The organism is Saccharomonospora sp. CUA-673 (assembly GCF_001942305.1).
Taxonomy (GTDB): domain Bacteria; phylum Actinomycetota; class Actinomycetes; order Mycobacteriales; family Pseudonocardiaceae; genus Prauserella.
Window position 1 is genome coordinate 96,150 of sequence record NZ_MKKE01000006.1, and the last position, 23,826, is coordinate 119,975.

A 23,826-nucleotide genomic window follows, 5' to 3' on the forward strand; every position below is an offset into this window, starting at 1 on the left:
CGTCGGGGGCCGGTGAAGGGGAATCAGCCACCGCGGGTCTCGAGTGCGAGGCGCAGTTTCAAGCCGAGTTTCACCACGGCCAGGAACGGCTTCCACACGAGCCCGCGGTGGCGGTCGGCCAGGTACCGGTAGGCGCTGTCGTGGTGGGCGGCGAGCATCGTGGCCGACGCCTTCGACGTCGACTCGCCGCCGATGTGCATCACCGCCGCCGACGGGGCGTACACGTTCTGCCAGCCCGCCCGGGCGATGCGGTCACCGAGGTCGACGTCCTCGAAATACATGAAATAGCGCTCGTCGAAACCGCCGACCGCGTCGAACGCCTCGCGGCGGATCAGCTGACACGACCCGGACAGCCACCCGGCGGTGCGCTCGGTGGGTTCGCCGGTCTCCTGCCGGTAGGCGCGGGTCCACGGGTTGCCGGGCCAGATCTTGCCGAACACGGCGTGGCCGATGCCGCGGCCCGGCGAGGGCAGCAGCCGCGCGGACGGGTACACCGAGCCGTCGGGTTCGCGGATCAACGGGCCGAACGCACCGCCCTGGGGCCGGCGGCGGGCGACGGCGAGGAGCTCATCGAGCGAACCCGGGTCCCATTCGAGGTCGGGGTTGGCGATGACGACCCAGCCGATGTCGTCGCCGAGCGCCGCGACGCCGCGGTTGGCGCCCCCGCCGTAGCCGAGGTTGCCGCCGGTGGGCACGAGCGTCACGCCGGCGCGTTCGGCGGCCTTCTCCGGGGCGCCGTCGACGGATCCGTTGTCGGCCAGGACGACGGGCACGTCCCGCTCGCTCGCGGCGGCGAGCGTGTCGAGGAATCGCTCGAGAGTCGCACCCGGGGAGTAGGTCACGGTCACCACGGCGACACCGTCACCGTAGGTCTTCGGCTCGGTCACGCGGTCATTCTGCACCCGCCCCGGCGAAGCCCCCGAGGGCCCCATGGTCGCGTTGAACGCAGCCATGGGGCCGTCGGGTGCATTGAACGCGACCAATGTTCCCTTCGCGCGTGGCGCCGTGGCGCCGCGGCGCGGGTCAGGCGGCGACGCGGGCGGCGTGGGCTGCCTTGGCGTAGGCCTCGCGGTGCCGCTCGGCGGTGGAGCACCACGAGAACTCCTTCGCCCGCTGCTGCGCGGCGGACGCCAACCGGGCCCGCCGGGCCGGGTCGTCGAGCAGTTCGCGCAGCGCGGCGGCCACGTCACCGGCCCCGACGCCGCAGTAGGCCACGGCGTCCCCGCCGACCTCGGGCAGCGCCAGTCGACGCGTCGTCAGCACGCACGCGCCCGACGCCATCGCCTCGAGCACCGGCAGTCCGAAGCCCTCCCCCAGGCTCGGGTACGCCACGAGTTCGCTGCCGCCGAGGAATCCGGCCAACGTGTCGAACGGCAGGTAACCGGCCCGGACCACCCGCAGCCGGTACGGCACGGATTCGAGTGCCGACTCCACCTGACGGTCCCACCCGGGCTGGCCCGCGAGCACGAGTGCGGGCGGGTCGGGCAGGTCGGCGACGGCGTGGGCGAACCCGCGGATGAGCGCGGGCACGTTCTTGCGTGGTTCGAGCGCGCCGAGGAACGCGACGTACGGCGTCGAGCCGATGCCGATGGCGTCCCGCGCCGCCTGCCGTTCCTCGGGCGAGGGCACGTGGAACCGTTCGTCGTCGACGCCGTGCCGGACGACCTCGATGTGGGCGGAACCGGTCTGGGCCACGCGTTCCAGTTCGTGGGCGGTCGCGTCGCTGGGGACGATGCACACGTCGGCGCGTCGCAGCGCGGTCTGTGTCCACGTGCGGAAGAAGCGGGCCTTCACCGACGAGTGCAGCACGGGGTCGGTGAAGAACGTCGCGTCGTGCAGGGTCACCACGGACGCGGCCCGGCTGGCCAGCGGCATCGTGTAGTGCGGCGAGTGGACGACGTCGACCCCGAGCCTGCGCACGAGCCGCGGCAGCGTGGTCTGTTCCCACGTCAGCCTGGCCGTTCGGGTGGCGGTGGAGTCGGCGGCGGGCACGATCCGGGCGTGCGGGGCGAGGTCGGAGTACAGCTCGACGTCCCGCGGCTGGCACACGACCGACGGCGCGGCGCCGTCGGCGTCGAGGGCGGCGACCAGCGAGTCGACATACCGACCCACGCCACCGCGGTCGACGGGCACAGCGGTGGCGTCGATCAGAACTCCGGGATCGGCCACCCGAGCAGGGTACGACTCCGCGCGGGTTCGTGGTGCGGGTTCCCCGAACTTCGCGAAACGTCACACCCCGGTCAGGCGATCCGTTCAGCCACTGTGCAGCCGCCACACGGCCTCGGCCGCGCGCGTCCAACTGAACGCGGCGGCACGGCGCCGTCCCGCGTCGCCGAGGGCGGCACGGCGGTCGGCGCTGGTCAGGACGTCGCACAGGGCGGCGGTCAACGCCGCGACATCACCCCGCGGGACGCGCACCCCCGCCCCACCCGCGACCTCGGTCAGCGCAGGGGCGTCGGAATGCACCACGGGAACGCCCTCGGCCATCGCCTCCAGCACGGGCAGACCGAAGCCCTCGGCGAGGCTCGGCACGGCGACGACGTCGGCGCCCCGCAGCACGGTCGCCAGCTGCGCGTCGGGGATGTGGCCGAGCAGGTGGAGACGGTCGGCGGGCAGTCCGGCGCGGTCGGCGAGGTCCCGGACGTCCACACCACCCCAACCGGACTGTCCGACCAGGACGAGCGCCGCATCCGGCACGTCGACCATGGCCCGGACCAGCAGGTCGATGCCCTTGCGCGGCTCGATCGTGCCGGTCGCGAGGACGTACCGGGCGGGGACGAACGGTCCTCCGGCGGCGGTGGGCCCTGCGGTGGGCTCTGCGGTCGGCCAGGTGGTGGGGCCGTGGCCGATGACGTGGACCGGTGCGGGCCCGGTGACGTGGGCGGCGAGCTCGTCGGCGACGGCCCGGGTCGGGACGACGAGGGCGTCCGCGTGCCGCGCGGCGGTGGCGATCGCCGCGCGGTGCCAGGCGACACCGCGCCGGGTGAGCGTCTCCGGGTGGGACCACGGGACCGTGTCGTGCACCGTGACCGACAGGGTCCGCCCGCGGGGCGCGCGCGGCGGCGCGAGGGGGGTCGGCGCGTGGACGGCGTCGCCGCCCGGCCACCACGGCAGACCCCGGCGCCACAGTTCGGCGAGCACCCGCCGCGGCACCGGCAACACCCGCGGACCGGCGGCGTTGTCGAGGGCGTTGTCAAGGGCGTTGTCGAGGGCGGCGGTGAGCTGTGTCCGGTGGTGGCGGGCGACGACGCCGCGCACACGCCACCCGTCGGGGGCGGTCGCGGCCAGGGCGCGCAGCAGTTCCGCCGTGTACCGGCCCGTCCCGCCCGGCACGGGCGCCAGCAACTGCTCCGCGACCACCGTCAACTCCCGCACGGCCGCCATTCTGCCGTGTGGACGCTCGCCCCCGGCGAAGGGAAGATTGGTCGCGCCCACCCGTCGCCCGACCGCCACCCCCCAATGACGCGCTGACGCGCGGCTGCGCTCGATGCGACTATGGGGCCCTCGGGAGCACCTCGGCGGTATGTTCGGCGCATGTCCGACTCCGCGCCTGCCACGACGGTCGTCGTCGTGACGTGGCGTGGTGCCGACCACCTCGCCGCGTGCCTCGGCGGGCTGGCCACGCAGACACGTCCACATCGGACGCTCGTGGTCGACAACGCCTCCGACGACGGCACCGACCGCGTCCTCGCCGAGCACCCGAGCCGGCCGGACGTCCTGCGGCTCGACGTCAACACCGGTTACGCGGGTGGCATCGCCGCCGCGCTCCCCCACGTCGACACCGAGTTCGTCGCCTGGCTCAACGACGACGCCGTCCCCCCACCCGACTGGCTCGCCGTCCTCGAGACCGCCCTCGAACCCGACCCCGACGCCCCTGGACCCACCGCCGCGGTCACGTCCCGCCTGGTCCGCCCGGACGGCACGGTGCAGTCCACCGGTGTCGTCCTCACCCCTGACGGCCACGGCGCCGACACCACCGCCGAGCCGACCGACACCGACACCGCCCCGTTCGGTTTCTGCGGCGGCGCGGCCCTGCTGCGTACGCAGGTCCTGCGCGACGTCGGCGGGGTCCCGGCCGAGTTCTTCTGCTACTACGAGGACACCGACACGTCGTGGCGGCTGCGCCTGGCCGGGTGGGACGTCGTGAGCGCGCCGAGCAGCGTCCACCACCTGCACGGCGCGAGCACCCGGCCCGGTTCGGCTGCGTTCCACCGATGGAACGAGCGCAACCGTTTGCTCATGCTGTTGCGCTGCGCACCGGCGGGTGTCGCGGTGCGCGAGCTCGTCCGCTTCGCCGCGATCACCGCGGTTCTGCCGCTGCGGCGCACCCGCCCGGCCGCCGCCAACTTCGACCCCCGCCTGCGGCTGGGAGTACTGACCGCGGTCGCACGCCGCCTGCCTGGGTATACCGCACGCGCCGCCTGGTTACCCGACGGTCGTCGGTGAGTCGAGGCGCGCTCTGGCGGCGGTGGGCCGCGGGATAAGCTGAGGCCACTGAGGGGAAGGAGCGCGCCCGTGAGTCAGCCGGCCTCGTCGCAGCCGCTGGTCTCGGTCATCGTGGTGAACTACCGCGGGGCCGACGACACGATCACCTGCCTGCGCGAGCTCGCCGCGCTCGACTACCCGCGCCTCGAGATCATCTGCGTCGACAACGCGTCCGGTGGCGAGGATGTCGCGCGCATCCGGGAGGCCGCACCCGACGTCCAGCTGGTCACCTCGGACACGAACCGCGGGTTCGCGGGCGGCTGCAATCTGGGCGCGCGGGCCGCGAGCGGCACGGTGCTGGCGTTCCTCAACAACGATGCGCGCCCCGCTCCCGGCTGGGTCGAGGCGGCGGTCGCGACGTTGCGCGCCGAACCGACCGTGGGCGCCGTGGCCAGCAAGGTGCTCGACTGGGAGGGCACGGGCACCGATTTCGTCGACGCCGGGCTGACGTGGTTCGGCATGGGCTACAAGCGGCACGCGGGCGGTCCGATCGCCGACGTCCCGCCGGGTGAGCACGAGGTCGCCAAGGACGTCCTGTTCGCGACCGGTTCGGCCATGTTCGTGCGCGCGTCGGTGTTCGCCGAGCTCGACGGGTTCGACGAGCGCTTCTTCATGTTCTACGAGGACGTCGACCTCGGCTGGCGGTTGAATCTGCGCGGCTGGCGCGTGCGGTACGTGCCGGAGTCGCTGACCTACCACCGCCACCACGCGACGATGTCCGAAGTGGACACGCCGGACAGCGGGCGCGAGACGTTCCTGTTGGAGCGCAACGCGTTGTGCGCGTTGTACAAGAACGCCTCCGACGAGACCCTGGCGAAGGCGCTGCCGGCCGCGCTCGCGTTGACGGTCCGCCGTGCGACCGCCCGCGGCGAGCTCGACCCGAACCAGTTGGATCTGGAACACGGCACCGGTCCGGCGGACACGTCGCCGGTGTCCGTGCCGCGCAGCACGCTCGCGGGTGTGTTGGCGATCGACCGGTTCGTCGAGCTGCTGCCCTCGCTGGCCGAGGCACGTGCCACCGAGCAAGCCGCCCGCGTGCGCACGGATGCGGATCTGCTTCCGTTGCTGCGCAACGCGTTGGAACCGGCGTATCCGCTGCCGAGCTATCTCGCGGCGCACGACATTCTCGTGGAGGCGTTCGGCATCGAGCGGTCGTTCGGCCGCCGCCGCAGGGTGTTGGTGTTGACCGGGGACGCGATCACCGAGCGCATGGCGGGGCCGGCGATCCGGGCGTGGAACATCGCCGAGGTGCTGTCCGGTGAGCACGATGTCCGCCTGGTCACGGTGAATCCACTGGCCGATCCGCCGCCTGCGCCGTTCCCGGTGAGCGCGGCACGGCGGCACGATCTGTCGGAGCCGGTCGAGTGGGCCGACATCGTCGTTCTGCAGGGGCACGTGCTGGAGATGGCGCCGGCGTTGCAGTCCGAGTACGCGCACAAGATCGTCGTCTGCGATCTCTACGACCCGATGCATCTGGAGTTGTTGGAGCAGACGAAGGATGTGCCCGACGACCGGCGCGCTGCGGACCTCGAGGGCGTCACGCGCGTGTTGGACGCCCAGTTGCAGCGCGGTGATTTCTTCCTGTGCGCCTCGGAGCGGCAGCGGCACCTGTGGCTGGGGCATCTGGCGGCGACGGGTCGGCTCACGCCGCGGTTGTACGACGCGGATCCGACGATGCAGTCGTTGTTGTCGGTCGTCCCGTTCGGACTGTCGGCGCGGGAGCCGCGGCGCACCGGTCCGGGGTTGCGCGCCTCGCTGGGGTTGGCGGCGAGCGACCGGGTCGTGTTGTGGGCCGGTGGGGTGTACAGCTGGTTCGATCCGCTGACGTTGGTCCGTGCGGTCGAGCGGTTGAGCGTGCGGCACGACGACACGCGGCTGGTGTTTCTCGGGATGAAGCATCCGAATCCCGAGGTGGCCGAGATGGACATCGGCGCGCGGACGATGCGGCTCGCGGATTCGTTGGGGTTGACCGGCAAGCACGTGTTCTTCAACGAGCAGTGGGTGCCGTACGACGAGCGGCAGAATTGGCTGTTGGACTCGGATTGCGGTGTGACGACGCATTTCGAGCACATCGAGACGACGTTCGCGTTCCGCACGCGCGTGTTGGACTACCTGTGGGCTGGGTTGCGATCATCACGACGGACGGCGATGCGTTCGCCGATCTGGTGCGTGAGGAGCGGCTGGGCGTGGTCGTGCCGGCCGAGGATGTCGACGCGTTGGCCGATGCGCTCGAGAAGTGCTTGTACGACACGGAGTTCGCCGGCGGTTGTCGGGAGCGGATGGTAGCGGTGGCGGAGCGCTACACGTGGCCGAACGTGTTGGAGCCGTTGGTGCGGTTCTGCCGTGATCCGCGCCCTGCGGCCGATCGTCTGGTCGGTTCGGCGCCGTTGACGGCGGAGCCGCCGTTGAATCGGGTGCAGAAGTTGCGCCGTGATGCGGCGTTGGTGAAGGAGTATCTGGCGGACGGTGGTCCGGTGGAGTTGTCGCGGCGGGCGGCCGGCCGGGTACGGAAGGTCGTGCGGATGAGGTTGCGCCGTGGCTGACCGCGGGAATCGGCCGCTCCGGGTTCTGTTGGACGGCACGCCGTTGCTCGGTCATCGCACGGGTATCGGCAGGTACACCGCGTCGTTGTCGGAGCAGTTGGCGTCGATGATGCCGGATGAGGTCGATCTGCGGGCGGTGGCGTTCACGTTGCGTGGGTGGCGGAAGCTGCGCACGGTGTTGCCGCATGGGGTCGCGGCTCGTGGGATGCCCGTGTCGGCGCGGGCGTTGCGGAAGACGTGGTTGCGATCGTCGTTTCCGCCCGTCGGGTTGTTCGCGGGTGGTTACGATGTGGTGCACGGAACGAATTTCGTGTTGCCGGCGAGCAAGCGGCGCGCGGGTGTGTTGACGATTCATGATCTGGCGTTTCTGGATGCGCCGGACGAGCTTCCGCCGGGTGATGCGGATCTGCCGCAGTTGGTTCGCCGCGGTGCGGCGAAGGCGCATGTGATCTGCACGCCGACGACGGCGGTGGCCGATGCGGTGGCGGAGCGTTTGGATGTGGATCGCGGCAAGATCGATGTGACGCCGTTGGGTTTGGATGCGGGTTGGTTCACGGGTCGCCCGCCGAGCCCCCGCACCCGGCAGCGACTCGGGTTGCCTCAGCGGTATTTGTTGTTCGCGGGTGCGCCGGGGCCGCGGAAGGGTTTGGATTGGTTGTTGCGCGCTCACGCCGCCGATCCGGATCTGCCTTCGTTGGTGTTCGCCGGTCCTGGTTCGTTCCCGCGCGGCGAGCGCCGGCGCCATGTCGGTTACCTGTCCGATGTCGACCTCCAGCGCGTGGTCGCGGGCGCGTCGGCGTTGGTGTTGCCGTCGCGCGACGAGGGTTTCGGTTTGCCGGTGCTGGAGGCCATGGCCTGCGACACCCCGGTGGTATGCACGGATGTTCCGGCATTGCGCGAGGTGTCGGGCGGCCTCGCGCACCTCGTGCCGTACGGCGAGGTCGACGTGTTGACGCGCGAGCTGCGCGCGGCGGTCGAGGAGCCGAACGCGGCGTCGACGGCGGCGGCGCGGCGGCGGCACGCGGGTAACTTCACGTGGTTGCGCTGCGCGGAGACGACTCTGCAGGCGTACCGCACGGCTGCTGGGTAGCGCCGCTCAGAACGGCGGCGGTTCGTCGGGGTCCGACGATCGCGGTGGCAGGACGGTTTCGCGTTTGTCGGTGTAGGTGACGCCGAGGGGCGTGGTGATCGACGAGGTGCCGTGGACCGGGTCGTAGGAGTGGATCCAGCCGGGGGCGTTCTTGAGCCGGTGATGCTTGCGGCAGCGGGGCGCCGCGTTGCCGGTGGAGGTCGAGCCGTGGTCCTTGGCCCACTGTTGCTGGTGGTCGAAGTCGCAGTGCCGGGCCGGACGTCGGCACCACGGCACGATGCACATCCGGTCGCGGACTTCGACGACCTTGCGGATCGTCGAGTTCGGACGATACGACGATCGCCCCAGGTCAACAGGGTTGCCGGTGGCGGGATCGCAGAGGACCTTGCGCCAGACGGACTTGGGGTTGGTCATGATCTCCCGCGCGTAGGTGGCGGGAACTGGTCCGATGCCGTCGATGGACGCCCCGGTCTCGGACATGGAGAGCGCGGTGTCGATCGGCATGTGGAGATAGACGATCGCGGCCGACTGGGGAACCTGTGCTCCCGGATCGTTGCCAAGGAGCAGGTCAGCGAAGACGTCGGCTCGCAGCTGGTCGAGATTTCGTGAGGAGTCGGAGAGTCGAAGCTTGCGAGCCATGGCATCGACCCGGGCGTACGCGGCCGAGGCAACGTCGGAGGGCAGGTCAACCGAGATCCGCGACTGCGCGTGTACCCCGTGATCCAACGTGACCTTGCGACCCTCATGAGCCATGCGAGCGGCGGCGGTCTCGGCACCAGGATCAACCTGCTTCACGATCTGCGAAGCATGCCAAGCCATGTTCCGAGGCTGCCACGCCGTCAGCGACAACCGAGAAAGCTTCTCCGCAAGCAGCCGATCAACCTCAAGAGCATCAGAATCGGAAACCGGCGAAACAGCATTCAGCACACGCTCGGCGCAATACCGATCCACCTGACCCTCGCGCATCGACTGCAACAGTCGAGGCATCCGGTGAGTCAGGGCCAGCGCGGTATGAATCCGATCCAAAACCCCCTGCGGCGACAGCCGAAGCTCAGGCGCCAACGCCTCAGCCAACGACCGCCGCTCCAGTGAGTCAGACGACGATCCACCATCCGCCGAGGCAAAAAACTCCACCTCAGCAGCATCAGCCCGAGCCCGCAAGGCAAGCACCGAACGGGCTTCGTCGACGATCTCTCCAGCAGCTCTCACGCAACAAACGATACCGAACAATTGATCGACCATAAACATCCACAAGCATGACGAAAAACCACCACGAAAAGTAACCCACCACCGCCACCCAAAGAACGCCACCGCCGAAGCGAAGCAAGGCCAAACCCGCCACCCCAGAAACCCCACAAATCCGCCACCGAAGTGTCATCCCGTCGACCTAAAACCGAACCATCACACTGCAGTCGGGGCGCAACCAACCCCCACACAGGAACCAAGAACCAAAACCTTGCGCCCTGACTGCAGTGTGATACCCCAAACGCGAGGTCGACGGGATGACACTTCCCCGGCGGCAAATCCGCCCAACATCCCGGAGACCTGCCCGCCGGCGAGGCATCCCCGCCCCCAAAGCAACAACACAACGACGCAGACTGCTGACACGCCCGACGCGAAGTGCTGACACGACGACGTGGGTTGCTGACACGGCGACGTGAGGTGCTGACACGGCGCGCCAAACCGCACCGCGCCGGGTCAGGCGCCCAAGGCGTCCCGGTGCTCGGCGACAAACACCCGAAGGGCCTCCCGCCAATCCCGCAGGGGCGTCAACCCCGCGTCCCGCCAAGCAGCATCGGACAACACGGAGTAAGCAGGCCGAGGCGCAGGCCGAGGAAACTCGTCGGTGGTGCACGGGGAGACCCGAGAAGGATCGGCCCCGAGCTCCTCGAACACGGCGCGGGCGAACCCGTACCAGGTCGTCTCCCCACCCCCGGTGCAGTGCAGTGCCCGCCGCGACGGCCCGGCCCCGTCGGCGATGACGGCGGCAAGGTCGAGCAACCCTCCGGCGAGGTCGACGGTCCAGGTGGGGCTCCCCCGCTGGTCGTCCACAACGGACGGATCGACACCCTGCGCCGCCAACCGCGCCATGGTCTTCACGAAGTTCGAGCCGCCGGCACCGTAGACCCAGGCGGTGCGGACGATCCAGGCGTGGGCGCCGGAGCCGAGGACGGCGTCCTCGCGGCGGCTTTGGTGCGGCCGTAGGCGCTGCGCGGGCCGAGCGGGTCGTCGGGTTCGTAGGGCGCCGTGGCGTCGCCTGCGAACACGTAATCGGTGGACACGTGGATGAGCGGTACGCGCCGCGAGGAGCACATGGCGGCGAGGACGCGGGGGCCGTCGGCGTTGACGGCGAAGGCGCGCTGTTCGTCGTCCTCGGCGGCGTCGACGGCCGTGTAGGCAGCGGCGTTGATGACGACGGGCGTGCGGTCCTCGGCGCGGGCGGTCTCGACCAGTTCCGTGACGCCTTCGAGCACGGCGCCCACCTTGGTGACGTCGAGCTCGGCCGACGACGTGGCCCGTACCGCCACGTCCCGCTCGGCACCGACGGCCTTCAGGTCCTGGCCCAGCTGGCCCGATCCGCCGGGAACGAGCACGGCGAGGCGGCTCATCCGATCACCTCATCAGCCACAACGTCATCCGTGCCGGCCACGGACTACGACGGTCACAACGACAGCGCCGACATCCGAGACCGCGAGAACCGATCCGCCCGGCGCACGTCACCGCTGCTTGAGCGGTTCCCACCAGTGGCGGTTGTCGGCGTACCAGCGCACGGTGTCGGCGAGGCCGGTCTCGAAGTCGACGCGAGGACGATAACCCAGTTCGTCGCTGATTTTGGTGATGTCGACCGAGTATCTGCGATCGTGACCCTTGCGGTCCTCGACGGGCCGTACGCGGTCCCAGTCGGCGCCGAGCGCGGTGAGCAGGCGCCCGGTCAGTTCCTTGTTGGTGAGTTCGGTTCCGCCGCCGATGTTGTAGATCTCGCCGGCGCGCCCGCCGGCGGCCACGAGCGCGATGCCGTGGCAGTGGTCGTCGACGTGCAGCCAGTCGCGCACGTTCAGTCCGTCGCCGTAGAGCGGCACGTCCAGCCCGTCGAGCAGGTTCGTCACGAACAGCGGGACGACCTTCTCGGGAAACTGATACGGACCGTAGTTGTTGGAGCACCGGGTGACGCACACGTCGAGGCCGTAGGTGCGGTGGAACGAGCGGGCGATCAGGTCGGACGAGGCCTTCGAGGCGGAGTACGGCGAGTTGGGCTCGAGCACGTGGTCCTCGGACCAGGAGCCCTCGTCGATCGAGCCGTAGACCTCGTCGGTGGAGACGTGCACGAACTTCGCGACGTCGGCGTCGAGTGCGGCCTGCAGCAGGGTCTGCGTGCCCACGACGTTGGTGAGCACGAAGTCGGCCGAGCCGGCGATGGAGCGATCCACATGGGACTCGGCGGCGAAGTGCACCACGAGGTCCACACCACGCATGACGTCGATGACGACGCCCGCATCGCAGATGTCGCCGTGGACGAACCGCAGCCGGGGACTGTCGGCCACCGGGTCGAGATTGGCCTTGTTGCCCGCGTAGGTCAGCTTGTCGAGCACGACGACCTCGGCGTCGGCCAGTGCCGGATACGCACCGCCGAGCGTCTGCCGGACGAAGTGCGAGCCGATGAATCCGGCACCGCCCGTGACGAGCACCCGCATGTTTCCTCCCGTGCCGCCCGATCGGCGGATCGCATCCCTCCGACGCGGAGGGAAAAACGCAACAACGCTGCAACGCTGTGTGCCGGAAACAAGCGTTACACATGGAGATCAGTACTGTGACAAGAGGCAGCCATCCGGGAGGAGCGACAGGTGACCGACTGGCCGGGGACAGCGGTCGTGGCCGGCTCCCGCCGACAGCGTCGTCAGCGGAACAAGCGCCGATCGAGGTCCGAGGAGGCCGACGGCGCCGGTCGCAGCGGCCATCGTGCCGGAGCGGCGACGTGGGCGAGGCGTGGTGGCAAGTCCGTCATCGCTCTGGCCTCGGTCGTCGTGCTCACCCTGTCGTGGTACGGCTGGCAGTTCATCGGCGACGTCAATTCGGGGCTGACCACCACGGACGTGTTCGGCGACGACACGGTGGCGGCCGAACCGCTCGACGGCGCGATCGACATCCTCCTGGTGGGCCAGGACAGTCGCACCGACGCGCAGGGCAACCCGCTGCCCCGCGAGGTACTCGACAAGTTGCACGCGGGCGATGACGACGGTGAGCAGCAGACCGACACGATGATCCTGGTGCACATCCCGCAGGACGGGCGGGGCGCCGTGGCGATCTCGTTCCCCCGGGACGCGTGGGTGGAGCTGCCCGACGGCTACGGCGAGAACCGGCTCAACAGCGCGTTCGGCGCCGCCTACAACCACACGGCCGGCGAATTGCGCCAGGACGGCGACGTCGACGAGGACGAGATCGACGAGCGGGCCACGGTCGCGGGCCGCAAGAACCTGATCAACGCCGTCGAGAAGCTGGTCGACCGGCCGGGCATGATCGACCGGTACGCCGAGGTCAACCTGGCGAGCTTCTACGAGATCACCTCGGCTCTCGGCGGCGTCGACGTCTGCCTCAACGACGACGTGCACGACCGGCGCTCGGGCGTCGACCTCAGCGCGGGCGAGCACACCCTGGAGGGCGCGGAGGCGTTGGGGTTCGTACGGCAGCGCTACGGACTGCCCAACGGCGACCTCGACCGGATCGCCCGGCAGCAGGCGTTCCTGTCGGGCCTGGTGCAGAAGATGCTGTCGTCGGACGTGCTGTTCGACCCCGGCTCGATCCGCGACGTGGTGCAATCGGTGCAGCGTTCGGTGGTTCTGTCGGAGGACTGGGACCTGATGCAGTTCGCCGCGCAGATGCGCAATCTGTCGGGCGGCAACGTCGAGTTCCGCACCATTCCCGTGGAGGGCAACGCCTGGTTCGGCAACGCGCTCGCCATCGAGCTCGACGTCGACGAGGTGCGTTCGTTCGTCGACGACGTGGTCGGCTCGCCGCGCGCGGACGACGACGAGTCCGACGTGGACGCGAGCGAGTACACCGCGTACGTCTACAACGGATCCGCCGATCCGGCCATGGGCGACACGGTGCGGAACCTGCTGGCGGACACGGGGTTCCAGGGCGAGGGTTCGGCCGGGGTGGACGGTTCGCTCGGCACCGTCGTCCGCCACGCGCCCGGTGACGAGGACGCCGCCGAGGCGGCCGCCGACACGCTCGGCGGCGACGTGGAGGTCCAGGAGTCCCCGGAGGTGCCGCAGGGGCAGATCGACGTCTACGTGGGCCCCGGCTTCTCCCCCGGCGAGTCCGGCGGCGACGGGTCGGGCGCCGAGGCCGGCGCCGGTCCGTCGGTGGCGCCCGCCGCGCTGGTCGAACCGGCGCAGTCGCCGAGCACCACCGAGTCCGACGGCTCCGACGGGCAGACGGAGGAGTCCACTACGCCGGAGGAACCCATCACCGCAGGTGACATCCCCTGCGTCAACTAGAATCGCCACGGCACATGTCGGACGGGGAGGGGCCGCGTGGACGAGCGCGAACAGGGGGACGCAGGGCCCCCGGACGAGGAGGCTCCGCAGGGGGCGTCTCCTCCTGAGGACACCGGTCCCGACGAGGGCACCGCACCGGACGAGGGCAGCACCTCCGGGGAGCTGCCGCCGTTGCCGCAGCCGTCGGGCGGCCGGCGTCCGTCGCCGGTCCCGCGCGCGTCGGCGGCGACGCCGAAGCCGATCCCGGCGCCGAAGCGGCCGAGCCGGATGCGCAGGACGGGGCGCGCCGCGGCCCGCACGCTGGTGACGTTGCTGTCGGTGATCGCGCTGGTGGTCACGGGTTACGCGTATGCGCGACTCGACCAGCTGCACGACGCGCTCGAGACGACCGACGCGCTCGACGAGTGGGGGTACAGCAGCGAGGGCGACGACGAGCTGCCGCCCGCCCCGCCCGAGGAGGACGACGCGACGGACATCCTGCTGGTCGGCTCGGACGCCCGCACCGACATGCAGGGCAACCCACTGCCGTTGGACGTGCTGCGCGCGTTGCGCACGGAGAGCACCGAGAACCTCAACACCGACACGATGATCATCCTGCGCATCCCGCACGACGGGAGCGATCCGGTGGGCGTGTCGATCCCTCGGGACACGTGGGTCGACGTGCCGAGCGGCGGCAAGGACAAGATCAACTCGGTGTACGGCACCGCGAAGAACAAGGCGTGGGGCCGGCTCCAGAGCGAGGGCGTGACCGACCGTGCCCAGCTGGAACGCGAGTCGAACCAGGCCGGCCGGCGGGCGCTGGTGCGCACGTTGCAGGACTTCACGCGCGTGCACATCGACCACTACGCCGAGGTGAATCTGCTCGGGTTCTACATGCTCACCGAGTCGATCGGCGGCGTCGAGGTGTGCCTGAACGCCCCGACTCAGGACAAGGACTCCGGCGCCGACTTCGAGGCGGGGGTGCAGACCGTGTCCGGCGGCGACGCGCTCTCGTTCGTGCGGCAGCGCAAGAACCTGCCCAACGGCGACCTCGACCGGATCGTCCGCCAGCACACGTTCCTGACGTCCGCGCTGAAGAAGACCCTGTCGACGGGCACGTTGACCGACCAGCAGAAGCTGTCCGACCTGATCGAGACGGTCCGCAAGTCGCTGGTGCTCGACCCCGACCTCGACGTGCTCGGCTTCGCCCAGCAGGCGCACGAGTTGGTCGGCGGCGGTGTCGAGTTCAAGACGATCCCGGTGGAGCAGGTCGCCGCGCGCAGCGACGACGGGCAGAGCATCGTGACGGTCGACCTCGAGGAGGTCCGGTCGTTCATCCGCGGCCTCGCCCGCGGTGGCGGTCAGGGCGACCAGGGCGGTGGCCAGGGCGGCGGTCAGGCCGACGAGCGGCCCACCGGCGGTGGCAGCGCTCCCCAGGGCGGCGGTGCCGCAGTGCAGGGTGTCGGCGTGCCGGCGCAGGCCCCCGCTCAGGTGCCGTGTGTGAACTAGGAGAATCGCGGGCGTGAGTCTTACGGATCGGTTGCTGCGCCCGTTGCTGTCCTCGTCGGCCCGCCCGGCGGTGACGCACTACGACGACGCGGTGGGCAGCCGGGTCGAGCTGTCGGTGGCGACGCTGGCGAACTGGGCGGCGAAGACGGCGAACTGGCTGGTCGAGGAGTTCGACGTCGAACCGGGCGACCCGGTGCACGTCGAGCTGCCCGCGCACTGGCAGACGGCCGGGGTCCTGCTGGGCACGTGGTGGTGCGGCGGGCACGTGGTGGCCGAGGCCGAGGGCGCGCGGGTGTCGTTCACCGGGCCCGGCGGGGCGACCGGCGTGGCCGACGACACGGCCGTGGTGGCGCTCGATCCACTGGGTCGTGGGTTGGGCCCGCAGGGCGCACCGGATGGGGCGTTCGACTACCTGTCGGATGCGCGCACGGCCGGTGACGACTTCACGCCGCTGATCCCGGTGCCGGGTGACACGCCGGCGCTGCTGGGGCGGTCGGCCGACGACATGCTGACCGCCGCGCGGGCGCGTGCCGAGGAACTGGGCGTCGGCGCGGGCGACCGTGTGCTGTCGACCCGCGAGTGGACGCTGCCGGGCGGCGTCCTCGACGCGTTCGTGGCCCCGCTGTCGGTGGGCGCGCACGTGGTGCAGGTGTCGAACCCGGCGAAACTCGACGCCCACCGCACCGCCGAACGCACCACGATCGACCTGACCGCCTGACCCGCGCCCCGCTCAGCGGGAGATCTCGGCGTAGACCTCGACGTCGAACATCAGGTCCACCGGTCGGCCGTTCGTCATGCCGACGCACCGCGGCGCGCCGGAGGGCGTCCGGCCGAGCCTGCGCACCTCCTCGAGGACGGCGTCGTCCCACAGTGGATCGTGTCCCCCCGCGAGGTAATGGTCGAGCACGCGCCGCGCGTCCTCCCGGTCGGCGGCACGGAGGTGCACCCGCATCGTCGGCATGCCGGCACCGTAGACGCCATCCCCGACCCGGGCGAACGATTTTGTCTTTCGGCGCTCGATACCCGCCGCGCATTTCCGATCGACCGTTGCCCACATCTCCGGAAAACGTTGCCCCGCAACCAATTCTCCACGACAAGGCGCTCCACGACGCGACCGTCGAATCCGCGGACGACCCCTCGGCCAGCATCATTCGGACACGAAACATGAATGTAACAACATGACTCAACTCACGTTTTGATCATGTTCCTCCGGTAGCGGAATGTATCGGACTGACTACCATCGTGGGCGCCGCATACCGTTGCAGAGGGGGGCGAGGACATGCGTCATACAGCCGACGATTCGGAACCTCGCGAGGTCCGACGCGAGAACCTCGAGCGTGAATTGCCGGACACGGTGCTGGTTCTGACGGCTTACGAGAACGGCCGCGAAGGGCTCGAACGCTGGCAGTCCGAACGCAATGAGCCGATGCTCGGCGCCTATACCTCGATCGAGGGGCTCGTGCGGGCGTGCGGCAGTGGTCAACCGTGGATGCGCGTCCCCGCCGACGTTCTGATTCGCGTGTGCCACCAGGAGGACGTCCGCGTGGTCGCGCTCGACATGGACCTGCCGATCGAGCCGCGCTACCCGGAGGCGGGTCCGGACATGCGCCGGAGCCGCAGCCGCTCGAGCCGAACGGGCTCGCCTACCTCCCGTCCAAGCCGGCGCGACGTGGCCAGCAACGCGTGGACCTCGAGCTGCGCCGGTATCAGGCGCAGCTCATCGCACCGGTCTTCACGTCGCCGGAGATGTTGCACGCGGGATGCGGGCCGCATCAGCCGTACGTGTCGGTGCGCACCGAGGACCTCGCCGACGTCGTCCGCGAGTCCGGGGCGGCGGGTGTGCTGGTCAACCCGCACCTGGAGGAAGCCGCGCGATACCAGGCACCGATCCGCGCCGCCGGCGCTCGGTGGTAACTCGTTACCGGGGAGGGGTAATCATGGGCCGCAACAGGCGTCACGGCCACAGCGACGACTGGCACGCCGACGAGGGCGCGCTCGATGCGATCGTCCGGCAGCTCAACAACGGGTCCGAGGACATCAACAGCGCGACGGACAAGGAACTCGGGCCGGTCGACGCCGGCGTCACGTCGGATGTGGTCGGCCAGGCACTCAAGGACGTCCTCGAGCTGGCGACGGTCGTGTCCGCGACGATGTCCAACGCCGCCGAGAACGTCAACATCGCGCAAGGCTCCTACGAGGACATCGAGAACGACCACAAGGGCAAGATCGACTATCAGCGCCAGGAGATGGAGAGCGGACCCGAGCGGACCGGCGGCCACCGGAACCGGAGGAACTGATGCCCTCCACGCTGAACACGAACGTCAACGGCAGCTCCGGCACGTGCGATCAGGCCGCTGACTGGCTGGCCGGATTGGCCAACGGTGCCGAGGAGGCGGCGGACGCAGCCGCCAAGGCGCGGAACAACGAGGGCTGGGAAGGTCCGGCCGCGACGGCGTTCCGCAAGGCCACCGCCGACACCGACACGGTCGCCGACACCGTCGCCGAACGCGCCAAACGGATGAAGGAGGGGCTCCGGGACTTCGCCTCGGCGCTCGACGACGTCGTCCGCCGCATGAACGAGACCCGCGAGGACGCCGCCGAGGGCGGCCTCGAGGTCGAGGGACCGTTCATCATGCCGCCCGAGCCGGTCACCGGCCCGAAGCCGGGTACGCCACGGGAGGTCTGCACCCCGGAGAACGGCGCCGAGGTCGTGGGTACCCACGGCGGCGACATCCAGGCCTACAACGCCCGCGTCGAGGAGTACAACCGGAAGCTCCGGGTCTTCAACCAGTGCCGAACGAAGGTCGACGACGCGCGGAGCACCGAGGAGGAAGCCCACGACGCGCTGCATCAAGCGATGAAGGGCGACGACGAGTCGCTCGACGTCATCAGCATCGCGGGCACGACCGCGTCCGCAGCGGTCAGCTTCATCAGCGAAATGCGGCACGTCCACGCCGATAATTTCGCAGAAAACATGAGGAAAGCCGCGATAATGAGGGCAGAAGGAGCAATCTTCTCCAGCTTCTCCAAGGGAACCCTGCCGAGCATTAACAGTCGACAGATGGACCTGCTGGACTACGGTGCCCGAAATGCCCGCGAGAACGCCAGGGCATACGAGATGAAGGCAACCCAGTACGAGAAGTACCTGTCGAAGATCCCGCCTGACATGCGGGAAAGCATTGCCAGCTACCCCGGACAAGGAAAACTGGACAACCTGGACGACAATTCTTCCCGGGCGCTCAAAACGGGACGAAGCATACTCAGGGGAATGCCCTGGGCGGGCGGCCTCATCACAGTGGGCACTGAAGCAGCAGGTGCGATGCAAGGCGAGCAAAGCTGGGGAAAGGCCGCGGCGGACACGAGTGGAACCCTCGCCGGCGGCGCCCTGGGTGCGGCGGGGACGACTGCTGCCGCGGCCGCGGCCTACGGAGCACCGCTAGGGCCATGGGGAGCCGCAATCGCCGGAACTGCCGGCGCAATAGTGGGTGGCATCGGCGCGCAGAAGATCGTCGATGTCATCGTTCCAGAGTAAGCAGCCCTGCGCGAAGGAAGCATCCCGGAGAAGCCGTGACCAGTGATCACAACGAGGACGAGCTGTTGGGCCGGGGCAGCAGCGAACTGCCGCCGCGTCCGGACCGTGAGACGGGAGAGCCTTTCCCTCCCCACGGCCTGTCGTTCTTCGAATCCCGGACACAGGCGCGCCCGAGCACGACCCCAATCGGGAGACACGCCTGTCCCGCAAACCCGAACCGCCACCCGGCTACGGCCCCGTCCTCGCCTGGCGCATGCCCAGCACACGAGGACGCATCATGAGAATTGCATTCTCCGCTGCAATTCTCATTGCTGGCCTCATGTTCGCCCAAATCATAATGGGAAACAACCCGGTAGAAATCTTAGGATTTTGGCAAATGTGGGTCATCATCATCGGTGGCGCCTTACTGATGGCCGCTCCGATGACGGTCACGACATACGCGGCAGGGGCGGATTGGCTCATGATGCGCCGCACCCGCTGGGGCTGCACCACCCGCGTCTGGGTCGATCTCTACGAACTCACCAAGATCAGAGCGCACTTCATCGGCGGCGGATACCACCTCGACCTCGACGACAAAGACATCAGCCTCGCGGTCACCTTCCCCGCCGTCCAAGCCGACCGGCGCATCTGGGACCTCATCTACAACGGCATCCTCCACTCCGTCGCCAACGGCGCCACCATCGACAACGTCTCCATCGGTGTCCTCAACATCCAACACACCCCCGCCCTCGACATCCGAAACGCCAACAACCCCGACCAAACCTGACCATGAGCCACGAGGACGAGCTGTTGGGCAGGGGACGCAGCGAACTGCCGCCGCGGCCGGACCGCGAGACCGGAGAACCGTTCCCTCCCCACGGCCTGTCGTTCTTCGCCAGCAGCGGAGACGACCCGCCCGAGCACGACCCAACCCGCGAAACACGACTGTCCCGCAAACCCGAACCACCACCCGGTTACGGACCGATCCTCGCCTGGCACATGCCCAGCGTCCGGGGCCGGATCTTGAACATCGTCATCGCCGTAGCAATCATCATGATAGGACTCTCGTTAGTCCAAGCTCTGAGAGGCAAAAACCCGATCGAAGGCTACGCCTTCTGGCAAGTATGGGTAGTCGTCATCGGTGGTTCCCTCCTGATGGCCGCTCCGATGACCGTGATGACCTACGCGGCGGGCGCGGATTGGTTCATGGTTCGCCGCACCCGATGGGGCCGCACAGCCCACAGGTGGGTCGATCTCTACGAACTCACCAGAATCGATGCACGGTTCCTCGGCGGCGGATTCCACCTCGACCTCACCGACAAAGACGGCGGAGTCTCGGTCACCTTCCCCGAAGTCCAAGCCGACCGGCGCATCTGGGACCTCATCTACAACGGCATCGTCCATTCGGTCGCCAACGGCGCCACCATCGACAACATGTCCATCGGTGTCCTCAACATCCAACACACCGCCGCCCTCGACATCCGCAACGCCAACAACCCCGACCCGACAGAACCTGACGGGTCCTGAGCGCGGAAAATCGGTGTCGCCGGGTGGTCGACCGGTGCAGACTGGGCCGTATGCCGACCGGAGAGCTCGTCAGACTGCGGCCCATCGAACCGGACGACGCCGACACGTTCTGGCGTTGGCATCGGGACCCGGACGTCACCCGTTGGCTCGCGCACGACTACGAGGAATCGCTGGCCCAGACGCGGAAACGGTTCGCCGACCGGCCGCGCAACACGTACTCGGCGGCGACGTTCGCCGTCGAGGCGCTCGCCGACGACACGCTCATCGGCGTCGTCACACTGCGCGGCGCGGAACCCGAGACCGGCATGGCCGAACTCGACATCTACCTCGCGAAGCCCACTACCGCGGCCGCGGGTTCGGCGCCGACACGATGCGCACCGTCTGCCGCTACGGCTTCGAGGCGATGCGGCTGCACTCGATCCGCCTGTGGGTCGTCGACGACAACGACGCCGCGATCCGCACCTACCGGAAGGTCGGCTTCCACACCGACGGCCGCGCCCGCGAGTCCTTCCGCCGCGACGGCCGCTGGCACGACATGCTGCTCATGACCCTCCTCGACGGCGAGCTCACCTGATTCAGCCGGCGAGCAGCACCAGACCGGCCGTCACCGCGACCCACCCGACGACGTGGACGACGCCGAGGGTGCGCCATCCGCCGCGCGGGGTGTCCCGGCTGTCCCGCAGCACGCCCATCACGTACGCCGCCGACACGAACAGCACCGTCGCCGCGATCAGCACCGTCGGCAGCAGCGCGTTCGCCGCACCCGCCGACGGGCCGATGTGCATGTCGCGCACGATGTCCTCGACGCGCGTCCGCTCCGGCACCAGCACGAGCAGCGCGCTCGCGATGAACGCCGGCACGACCCCCAGCAACCACCACCCCGCGCCGAACCGCTCGGCCAGTCGGTGGGCCAGGTACACCATCGGCACCGCCGCGGCCGCCAGCACGCACACGACGAGCACCAGCCCGCGCACACTGCCGCCGCCCAACGTCCACAGCACCTGCGCCGTCTCCGCCCGCAGGAGCACCGCCAGCACGGGGGTCATCGCCGCAGCGACGATGGCGATGCCGTGCAGCCGTCGCCGCGCGGCCTGTTCGGTCGAGAGTGACGTGTCGTCGTCCATAGGCTTCATACGCCTCGACACTGTCGCAGACCGGCCCGCCCACCACCAGCACCGACCGTCGACACGTCGACACGTCGACACCGCCGCCAACTGCCAACACGGCGACGTGGGGTGCTGACACGGCGACGTGGGGTGCTGACACGGCGACGTGGGGTGCTGACACGGCGACGGGCCGCCGGGAACTGTGTCCCGGCGGCCCGTCGCTGTGTCGGTCCGGCTCAGCCCTTGAGCAGGGTGCGCGCCATGACGACCTGCTGGATCTGGTTGGTGCCTTCGTAGATCTGCGTGATCTTCGCGTCGCGCATCATGCGCTCGACCGGGAAGTCGCGGGTGTAGCCCGCGCCGCCGAACAGCTGCACCGCGTCGGTCGTGACCTCCATGGCGATGTCGGAGGCGTACTTCTTCGCCGCCGAGGCCATGAACGCCGCCCGCGCGTCGCCGCGCTCGCTGGCCGCCGCCGAGGCGTACACCATGTTGCGCGCGACCTCGACCTTCATGCCCATGTCGGCGAGCATGAACTGCACACCCTGGAAGTCCGCAATGGACTGGCCGAACTGCTTGCGGTCCTTGACGTACTCGAGCGTCGCGTCGAGCGCGCCCTGCGCGATGCCCAGCGCCTGCGCACCGATCGTCGGACGCGTGTGCTCGAGCGTCAGCAGCGCCGTCTTCAGACCCGTGCCCGGCTCACCGATGATCCGGTCGCCCGGGATGCGGCAGTTCTCGAAGTAGATCTCCCGCGTGGGCGAACCCTTGATGCCGAGCTTCTTCTCCTTCGGGCCCACCGAGAAGCCCGGGTCGCCGGAGTGCACCGCGAACGCCGAGATGCCCTTCGACGGCTTCTCCGCGTCCGGGTTGCTGACGGCCATGACCGTGTACCAGGTCGACTCGCCGGCGTTGGTGATCCACGCCTTGGTGCCGTTGAGCACCCAGTCGTCACCGTCCTGCTTCGCGCGCGTGCGCATGGACGCCGTGTCGGAGCCCGCCTCACGCTCGGACAGGCCGTACGAGGCGCCCGCGCCGGCCGCGATGTCCGGCAGCACCTGCTTCTTCAGCTCGTCCGACGCCGACAGGATGATCGGCTGCGTGCCGAGCTTGTTCACCGCCGGGATCAGACCGGCGGAGGCGTCGATGCGCGACACCTCCTCGATGACGATGCACGCCGCGATGGCGTCGGCGCCCTGGCCGTCGTAGGCCTCGGGGATGTGCACCGCGTTGAAGCCGGACTTGATCAGTGCGTCCAGCGCCTCGGTCGGATACCGCTCCTGCTCGTCGACGTCCGCGGCGTAGGGAGCGACCTCCTTCTCCGCCAGCGCCCGCACGGCCGCGCGCAGTTCCTCGTGCTCCTCGGCCAGCTGGAAGAGGCCTGGACCCTCGCTCACCTGCGTCACCTTTCCTCGAAAGCCACATCTGCGTCGGTTCTCGCACCGATGTTAGGCGTCGTTCACGTCGACCTTCTGTGTCGTTGACCGCAGTATCGACCCTCACGATGTTACCCGCCAGTAAACCACGCTCACGGGGTCGTTCGACACAACAGTTCCGGCGAATAATGAGGTGCGAGTGTTCATCACAGGTGTACGTTCGGGGGCATGCTCGACGTCGCGAAACTGCGCCTCCTCCGGGCGGTCATCGCCACCGGGTCGGTCCGCGCCACCGCCACGTCCCTCGGCTACACCCCGTCGGCGGTCAGCCAGCAGCTCACCGCCCTCCAACGCGAGACCGGACTGCGGCTGTTCGACCGCGTCGGCCGCGGCATCGAACCCACGTCGGCCGGCCGCACCCTCGCCCACGAGGCCGAACAGGTGTTCACCGCCCTGGCCGCGCTCGACGGGGTCGTCGGCGACCTGCGCGCGGGCCGCGTCGGCAGCGTGTCCATCGGCTACTTCGCGTCGGCGGGCGCCACCTGGCTGCCGCCCGTCGTGGCCGCGTTGCAGCGCGAGTTCCCCGAACTGCGGCTCGACCTGCGGATGACCGAGTTCCGCGACGGCATCGAACTGCCCGACATCGACCTGTTCGTCGACGCGCCCGGCATCGAGCACGCCGCGCACGCCGACATCCATCCGCTGGTCGACGACCCATACGTGGCCGTCGTGCGCGACGACGACCCGCTGGCCGAACGCGTCGAGGTGCCGCTGGCCGACCTCGCCGACCGCAGGTGGGTCGACAACGACCTGCAGCGCGGCACGTGCCGCCGCGTGCTGCTCGACCGGTGCGCCGAGGCGGGGTTCTCCCCGGAGTTCGCCGTCGAGACGCACGACTACCGGACGGCGTTCCCGTTCGTGGCCACCGGCATCGGCATCACCGTGGTGCCGCTGCTGGGCGTCGTGCACCTGCCCGCGGGGCTCACGACGGTCCGCCTGGTCAACCCCGAACCGGTGCGCCACATCGCGGTGTCGGTGAAGAAGGCCGTCGCCGACCACCCTGCCGCCGTCCGCGCCCTGGAGGTCCTCCGCTCCCTCGTCCGCGCGTGAAGAGCTCCCCAAAGGGGTAGTCGCATCGGGCGATTGGGCCCGCCGCTGGCCCGCGACCGGTCCGTGCCGGCTTGGGGGGTTCGGGTTGGGGG

Annotated in this window: 19 protein-coding genes and 5 pseudogenes; 13 read left to right on the forward strand and 11 right to left on the reverse strand. The window is 69.6% G+C overall.

The window, feature by feature from the left end; all coding sequences use genetic code 11:
- Positions 1 to 23: 23 nt before the first annotated feature.
- The 3 genes from BJF85_RS03980 to BJF85_RS03990 all read right to left on the reverse strand — a co-directional run bounded on the left by BJF85_RS03980 (position 24) and on the right by BJF85_RS03990 (position 3,375).
- The gene (locus BJF85_RS03980) at positions 24 to 887 is read right to left on the reverse strand and encodes a glycosyltransferase family 2 protein (RefSeq protein WP_255375368.1); all 864 of its coding nucleotides are present in this window, start codon (positions 885 to 887) and stop codon (positions 24 to 26) included.
- Positions 888 to 1,023: 136 nt separating this feature from the next.
- Positions 1,024 to 2,169: a glycosyltransferase family 1 protein gene (locus BJF85_RS03985; RefSeq protein WP_075845807.1), complete on the reverse strand. Its 1,146-nt coding sequence runs from the start codon at positions 2,167 to 2,169 to the stop codon at positions 1,024 to 1,026.
- Positions 2,170 to 2,253: 84 nt separating this feature from the next.
- Entirely contained in the window at positions 2,254 to 3,375 is a 1,122-nt protein-coding gene (locus BJF85_RS03990; RefSeq protein WP_075845833.1) for a glycosyltransferase family 1 protein, read from the reverse strand.
- Positions 3,376 to 3,534: 159 nt separating this feature from the next.
- Here BJF85_RS03990 and BJF85_RS03995 point away from each other — a divergent pair.
- The 3 genes and pseudogenes from BJF85_RS03995 (at position 3,535) to BJF85_RS04005 (ending at position 8,118) form a co-directional block, all read left to right on the forward strand.
- Positions 3,535 to 4,484 (forward strand): annotated as a pseudogene (locus BJF85_RS03995) (glycosyltransferase family 2 protein).
- Between the two features lie 31 nt (positions 4,485 to 4,515).
- Positions 4,516 to 7,028 (forward strand): annotated as a pseudogene (locus tag BJF85_RS04000) (glycosyltransferase).
- Positions 7,021 to 8,118 carry a glycosyltransferase family 1 protein gene (locus BJF85_RS04005; protein ID WP_075845808.1) on the forward strand — a complete coding sequence of 366 codons (1,098 nt, stop codon included), beginning with the start codon at positions 7,021 to 7,023 and terminating at the stop codon, positions 8,116 to 8,118. The pseudogene BJF85_RS04000 and the gene BJF85_RS04005 overlap by 8 nt, the downstream one beginning before the upstream one ends.
- Positions 8,119 to 8,124: 6 nt before the next feature.
- Here BJF85_RS04005 and BJF85_RS04010 read toward each other — a convergent pair whose 3' ends face one another.
- The 3 genes and pseudogenes from BJF85_RS04010 to rfbB all read right to left on the reverse strand — a co-directional run bounded on the left by BJF85_RS04010 (position 8,125) and on the right by rfbB (position 11,810).
- Entirely contained in the window at positions 8,125 to 9,474 is a 1,350-nt protein-coding gene (locus BJF85_RS04010; protein WP_139320444.1) for an HNH endonuclease signature motif containing protein, read from the reverse strand.
- Positions 9,475 to 9,816: 342 nt separating this feature from the next.
- Positions 9,817 to 10,727 (reverse strand): annotated as a pseudogene (gene rfbD / locus BJF85_RS04015) (dTDP-4-dehydrorhamnose reductase).
- A gap of 108 nt (positions 10,728 to 10,835) precedes the next feature.
- Positions 10,836 to 11,810, reverse strand: coding sequence for a dTDP-glucose 4,6-dehydratase (rfbB, locus tag BJF85_RS04020; RefSeq protein WP_075845809.1), 975 nt, complete (start codon positions 11,808 to 11,810; stop codon positions 10,836 to 10,838).
- Between the two features lie 150 nt (positions 11,811 to 11,960).
- Between rfbB and BJF85_RS04025 the strand changes: the two genes are divergently transcribed.
- Genes BJF85_RS04025 through BJF85_RS04035 form a run of 3 tightly spaced genes read left to right on the forward strand, consistent with a single transcriptional unit; the run spans position 11,961 to position 15,822 of the window.
- Positions 11,961 to 13,616: an LCP family protein gene (locus BJF85_RS04025; protein ID WP_255375369.1), complete on the forward strand. Its 1,656-nt coding sequence runs from the start codon at positions 11,961 to 11,963 to the stop codon at positions 13,614 to 13,616.
- 36 nt (positions 13,617 to 13,652) lie between these two features.
- Positions 13,653 to 15,104 carry an LCP family protein gene (locus tag BJF85_RS04030; RefSeq protein WP_075845810.1) on the forward strand — a complete coding sequence of 484 codons (1,452 nt, stop codon included), beginning with the start codon at positions 13,653 to 13,655 and terminating at the stop codon, positions 15,102 to 15,104.
- A 13-nt stretch (positions 15,105 to 15,117) separates the two neighbouring features.
- Complete coding sequence (locus BJF85_RS04035) at positions 15,118 to 15,822, forward strand: TIGR03089 family protein (protein ID WP_075845811.1); 705 nt, start codon at positions 15,118 to 15,120, stop codon at positions 15,820 to 15,822.
- Between the two features lie 12 nt (positions 15,823 to 15,834).
- On the opposite strand, the gene BJF85_RS04040 is transcribed toward BJF85_RS04035, so the two are convergent.
- The gene (locus BJF85_RS04040; protein WP_075845836.1) at positions 15,835 to 16,065 is read right to left on the reverse strand and encodes a hypothetical protein; all 231 of its coding nucleotides are present in this window, start codon (positions 16,063 to 16,065) and stop codon (positions 15,835 to 15,837) included.
- Positions 16,066 to 16,383: 318 nt separating this feature from the next.
- Here BJF85_RS04040 and BJF85_RS31065 point away from each other — a divergent pair.
- The 3 genes and pseudogenes from BJF85_RS31065 to BJF85_RS04050 all read left to right on the forward strand — a co-directional run.
- Positions 16,384 to 16,659, forward strand: a pseudogene (locus BJF85_RS31065) (SAV_915 family protein); the annotation flags it as partial.
- A gap of 128 nt (positions 16,660 to 16,787) precedes the next feature.
- Entirely contained in the window at positions 16,788 to 17,018 is a 231-nt protein-coding gene (locus tag BJF85_RS04045) for an SAV_915 family protein (protein ID WP_075845812.1), read from the forward strand.
- Positions 17,019 to 17,041: 23 nt separating this feature from the next.
- On the forward strand, positions 17,042 to 17,401 hold the full coding sequence (locus BJF85_RS04050) for a hypothetical protein (protein ID WP_075845813.1): 360 nt from the start codon (positions 17,042 to 17,044) through the stop codon (positions 17,399 to 17,401).
- Positions 17,402 to 17,450: 49 nt separating this feature from the next.
- On the opposite strand, the gene BJF85_RS31070 is transcribed toward BJF85_RS04050, so the two are convergent.
- Together BJF85_RS31070 and BJF85_RS31075 are read right to left on the reverse strand one after the other, a co-directional pair.
- Complete coding sequence (locus BJF85_RS31070; RefSeq protein ID WP_369822067.1) at positions 17,451 to 17,837, reverse strand: hypothetical protein; 387 nt, start codon at positions 17,835 to 17,837, stop codon at positions 17,451 to 17,453.
- 117 nt (positions 17,838 to 17,954) lie between these two features.
- Positions 17,955 to 18,134, reverse strand: coding sequence for a hypothetical protein (locus BJF85_RS31075; RefSeq protein ID WP_369822068.1), 180 nt, complete (start codon positions 18,132 to 18,134; stop codon positions 17,955 to 17,957).
- 779 nt (positions 18,135 to 18,913) lie between these two features.
- Between BJF85_RS31075 and BJF85_RS04060 the strand changes: the two genes are divergently transcribed.
- From BJF85_RS04060 to BJF85_RS04070, 3 genes and pseudogenes are all read left to right on the forward strand, one after another.
- Entirely contained in the window at positions 18,914 to 19,402 is a 489-nt protein-coding gene (locus BJF85_RS04060) for a hypothetical protein (RefSeq protein WP_139320445.1), read from the forward strand.
- Between the two features lie 2 nt (positions 19,403 to 19,404).
- Positions 19,405 to 20,142 (forward strand): hypothetical protein, encoded by a 738-nt coding sequence (locus tag BJF85_RS27060; RefSeq protein ID WP_139320446.1) that lies wholly within the window; start codon positions 19,405 to 19,407, stop codon positions 20,140 to 20,142.
- Between the two features lie 50 nt (positions 20,143 to 20,192).
- Positions 20,193 to 20,716 (forward strand): annotated as a pseudogene (locus BJF85_RS04070) (GNAT family N-acetyltransferase).
- A 1-nt stretch (position 20,717) separates the two neighbouring features.
- Here BJF85_RS04070 and BJF85_RS04075 read toward each other — a convergent pair.
- Positions 20,718 to 21,266 (reverse strand): hypothetical protein, encoded by a 549-nt coding sequence (locus BJF85_RS04075; protein ID WP_075845817.1) that lies wholly within the window; start codon positions 21,264 to 21,266, stop codon positions 20,718 to 20,720.
- Between the two features lie 218 nt (positions 21,267 to 21,484).
- A complete protein-coding gene (locus BJF85_RS04080; RefSeq protein WP_075845818.1) occupies positions 21,485 to 22,654 on the reverse strand; it encodes an acyl-CoA dehydrogenase family protein in 1,170 nt (389 codons plus the stop codon).
- A 198-nt stretch (positions 22,655 to 22,852) separates the two neighbouring features.
- Between BJF85_RS04080 and BJF85_RS04085 the strand changes: the two genes are divergently transcribed.
- On the forward strand, positions 22,853 to 23,734 hold the full coding sequence (locus BJF85_RS04085) for a LysR family transcriptional regulator (protein ID WP_075845819.1): 882 nt from the start codon (positions 22,853 to 22,855) through the stop codon (positions 23,732 to 23,734).
- Positions 23,735 to 23,826: the final 92 nt, after the last annotated feature.